1 protein-coding gene is annotated in these 1,213 nt (G+C 67.4%); it reads left to right on the top strand.

The features are described from left to right. Positions 1–1,213, top strand: a 1,213-nt coding sequence (locus PTE30175_RS27955) for an NAD(P)/FAD-dependent oxidoreductase (RefSeq protein WP_150700329.1), incomplete at both ends; no start/stop codon positions are given.

The following is a 1,213-nucleotide window of genomic DNA, read 5'->3' as shown; positions in this document are numbered from 1 at the left end:
CCGGCCGGCCTGGCCGCGGCGATCCGCCTGAAGCAGCTGGCGCAGGAGGCGGGCCGTGAAGTCTCGGTCTGCGTACTCGAAAAAGGCTCGGAAGTCGGCGCCCATATCCTCTCCGGCGCCGTCATGGACCCCCGCGCCATGAACGAGCTGTTCCCCGACTGGAAGGCGCGCGGCGCGCCGCTCGAGACCGCCGTCACCGAAGACCGTTTCCTGTTCCTGTCGGAGACCGGCGCCAAAGCCACCCCCAACTGGCTGCTGCCTGCCTGCTTCCAGAACCACGGCAACTACGTCATCAGCCTGGCCAACGTGGTGCGCTGGCTCGGCCAACAGGCCGAGGCCCTGGGCGTGGAGATCTTCCCCGGCTTTGCCGCCGCCGAGATCCTCTATGACGAGAACGGCGCGGTCATGGGGGTGGCCACCGGCAACATGGGCGTGGGCCGCGACGGCCAGCCCACCGAGAACTTCCAGCTCGGCATGGAACTGCACGCCAAGTACACGCTGTTCTGCGAAGGCGCGCGCGGCCATCTGGGCCGCCAGCTGATCAGCAAGTTCGCGCTCGACGCCGGGCGCGATCCGCAGGCCTACGGCATCGGCCTGAAGGAGCTGTGGGAGATCGATCCGGCCAAGCACCAGGAAGGCCTCGTCATCCACACCGCCGGCTGGCCGCTCGACAAGGACACCTACGGCGGCTCGTTCCTGTATCACATGGGCAACAACCTCGTCACGCTCGGTTTCGTGGTCGGCCTCGACTACGAGAACCCGTACCTGTCGCCGTTCGAGGAATTCCAGCGCTACAAGACCCATCCGCAGATCCGCCATTTCCTCGAAGGCGGCAAGCGCATCTCCTACGGCGCGCGCGCGATCACCGCCGGCGGCATCCTGTCGCTGCCCAAGCTCGTGTTCAACGGCGGCGCGCTGGTCGGCTGCGAGGCGGGCTTTCTGAACGTCTCGCGCATCAAGGGCAGCCACGCCGCGCTCAAGACCGGCATGCTGGCCGCCGAGGCCGCGTTCGCGGCGCTGGGCAGCGGCCGTGAGCGCGACGAGCTCACCGCCTACCCGGCCGCGTTCGAGCAATCGTGGCTGCATGAAGAGCTGCAGAAGTCGCGCAACTTCAAGCAGTGGTTCAAGAAGGGCCGCACCGTCGCCACGCTCATGACCGGCATCGAGCAGAAGCTGCTGGGCGGCAAGATGCCGTGGACGATCCATCGCACCA

Source organism: Pandoraea terrae (genome assembly GCF_902459695.1).
Lineage (GTDB): Bacteria > Pseudomonadota > Gammaproteobacteria > Burkholderiales > Burkholderiaceae > Pandoraea > Pandoraea terrae.
The sequence above is the reverse complement of the archived record's forward strand: the minus strand, read 5'-3'. Positions and strand labels throughout refer to the sequence as shown.